This window comes from Streptomyces torulosus (genome assembly GCF_001419765.1).
GTDB lineage: Bacteria > Actinomycetota > Actinomycetes > Streptomycetales > Streptomycetaceae > Streptomyces > Streptomyces torulosus.
Genome location: NZ_LIRK01000654.1, coordinates 1 through 2,878, shown reverse-complemented (window position 1 = coordinate 2,878; position 2,878 = coordinate 1). Strand labels below are relative to the sequence as shown.

Here is a 2,878-nt window from a genome sequence, read left to right as displayed (position 1 = left end):
CGAACAGGCCACGGCCCGGCTTGCCCGCCGTGTCCGCCGCGTGGTCCTCCAGGCGGCGCAGCAGCTCGTCCAGCCGGGCCGTGGCCTGTTCGCGGTCGTAGGCGAGGAGGAGACGGCAGTCCTGGCCGTGGGCGGGGCGCAGATGGGGGAGCCAGCCGAGCCAGGACCAGTCGGCGGTGCGCTCCTCCGCGGGGCGGGAGCGGTCGGCGCTGATCAGGGTCAGTTCGAGGGTGTCGGGGGAGTGCAGCGCGGCGAGCTGGGCCACGACGGCACGGGCCAGGCCCATCAGACGCGGGCGCGGACCGGCCAGTCCCAGCGCGCCGACCTCGCGCAGCCCGGTGGTCACGGGCACCGCCGGCAGCAGCCCCGAGCCGTCCGGCGTGGCCCGGTCGGCCGTGCCCAGCCGCACCGACAGCGCCTCCGGGTGGCCCGGCCCCCGCTCCCACAGCCGGGGCCCCGGTCCCAGCGCGGTCAGCAGTAGCGCGGCGGGGTCCGGCCAGGTCTCCGGCAGCCGCGCGCCCCCGGCGGGGAGCAGCGACGTCAGGGCGCCGCGCTCGTCCTCGTCGTACTCCGTGTCGTACTCGTACGGGTCGTGCTCCGCCCCCGTCTGCCCGCGCCCTCCGGCCAGCCGCCGTGCCCAGGCCCCGAACCCGCCCCGCTTGCGCACCCCGCGCGGCACCTCGGTGCCCCGCAGGGGCGTGCCCTTGCGGGTGCCGGAACCGGCGGGTCCCAGCGCGTCGGCGCCCTCACCGAGGTCACCGGGTGCGCCGGATACACCGGGTGCGCCGGATCCGCCGTATGCACCGGATCCGTGGAGGTCGTCGGGTTCGCCGTACCCCCGCTGCCCCGGCAGGTCGACGGCGCCGCCTCCGCCGCCCGGCCCCTCATGACCGCCGGGCCGGTGCGACGCGCGCGAGTCCCCGGGACCGCCCCGGGACCCGGAGCCGCCAGCACCCCGGGAAGCGTCAGGGCCGTGGGAGCCGTGGGTACCGTCCGCGGCGCCGAAGTCCCCGCCCGCGCCCTCCTGCCCCGCACCCCGGCCGCCGGACCCGGACCCGCTGGCGAACCCCGTGGCCCCCGCCGCCCGCCCGATCCCCGGTGCTCCGCCCTGCCCGGGCACCAGCCTCTGCTCCGTACGCCCCTGCCCGGCGGCCCGTGCCGCCTCCGCGGCGCCGTCACCCCCGGAAACGCCCCCGGGGCCCGTGCCGCCCTCGGCCGCCACGGTCACCCGGATGTGGCCCTCGCCGTCGGGTGTGGTCGCGACGCCGCGGGTGCCGGAGGAGGAGGCCAGGCGGAGGGCCGACTCGCCGATCCGCAGCAGCGCGCCCGGCGCCAGGCGGACGGGGCGGTCGTCGACGTGCTCGCCGTCGAGCGTGGTGCCGTTGGTGGAGCCGAGGTCGACGACGGTGACGCGGCCGTCGGAGGAGAGGGTGACCGCGCAGTGGAGGCGGGAGACGTCGGGGTCGTCCAGGGGGACGTCGGCGTCGGCCGAGCGGCCGATGTGGATCTTGCCGCCGTGCAGCAGATGGACACCCCCGGCGTCGGGCCCGGCCACGACATGCAGCTGGGCGGCGGCCTCGTCGACCTCGGGGCCCGGCTCGGAGGGGGCGCCGAGGGAGAGCACGGCACCATCGATCAGGGGCGGCTCGCCGAGGGTGCAGCGCTGGACGTCGAGGCGCTCGGCGCCCGCGTACAGCACGACCTGGCCGCCCGCCTCCCGGCCGCGCTCCGGCTGCGCGGCGCCGCCGTCCCCGACCGCGGAGGCGAGGCCCGACGCCACGGCGGCGAGAGCCGTCCCCGCGGGCGCCGTGACCAGCACGTCGCAGGCCGTGGCGCGCCCTCGCGGCTCCGAGGTCGGTCCCAGCGGGTCTACGACGGTCAGCCGGATCTGCATCGCCGTCTGCGATCCCTTCCGCGCGGGCACCCGCGACGACGAGGACGAGACTGCGCGGTCCCCACCGCAGACTTCCCCCACCGCTCACGGGCACGTCGGCCAGTACTGGAGGCATCCTCGCACCTGCCGCCGACAACACGCCCGCCGCCCGGCGCCAAGTGATCTTGATTGGTCGGCTCTGCCCCCAAAAGTGCCTGACCAGTGCCCGCCAATTGATCACTTGAGATCGGTCACGTCTGTCCCGTGCCCGATTTGGGCAACCGAGCGCCTGGGGAAGAGCGTCTTTCCATCGAACGTACGGGGGAACCCGTACGTATCCGCGTACGCGGGACGACAGGGAACACAGAGAACACACGGCAAGCCAGAGCAAGCCACAGCAGGCGCAGGACGACAGGACCCCTGGTCCCGGGGATGGCCGCACTACAGTGGGTCGGAACACCGCGGGACAGGGTCGGGCAAGCAAGCAGCAGGGAGCGCATGACGTGCGGCCGGTAGGGAGCAAGTACCTCCTGGAGGAGCCGCTGGGACGCGGCGCCACAGGCACCGTCTGGCGCGCCCGCCAGCGGGAGACGGCGGGCGCCGAGGCGGCCGTGCCGGGCCACCCCGGGGAGACCGTGGCGATCAAGGTCCTCAAGGAGGAGCTCGCCGGCGACCCGGACATCGTGATGCGGTTCCTGAGGGAGCGCTCCGTCCTCCTCAGGCTCACCCACCCGAACATCGTCCGGGTGCGCGACCTCGTCGTCGAGGGCGATCTCCTGGCCCTCGTCATGGACCTGATCGACGGCCCGGACCTGCACCGCTATCTGCGCGAGAACGGCCCGTTCACGCCCGTCGCCGCCGCGCTGCTCACCGCGCAGATCGCCGACGCGCTCGCCGCCAGCCACACCGACGGCGTCGTCCACCGCGACCTCAAGCCCGCCAATGTGCTGCTCCAGCAGGACGCGGGCCAGATGCACCCGATGCTGACCGACTTCGGCATCGCCC

2 protein-coding genes are annotated in these 2,878 nt (G+C 75.8%); one reads left to right on the top strand and one right to left on the bottom strand.

What is annotated here, in order from left to right:
• Positions 1 to 1,894, bottom strand: a 1,894-nt coding sequence (locus tag AOK23_RS36605; protein WP_157878257.1) for an FHA domain-containing protein, incomplete at its 3' end; no start/stop codon positions are given.
• A gap of 482 nt (positions 1,895 to 2,376) precedes the next feature.
• Between AOK23_RS36605 and AOK23_RS36600 the strand changes: the two genes are divergently transcribed.
• A partial coding sequence (locus tag AOK23_RS36600; protein ID WP_157878256.1) for a serine/threonine-protein kinase occupies positions 2,377 to 2,878 on the top strand: 502 nt, incomplete at its 3' end.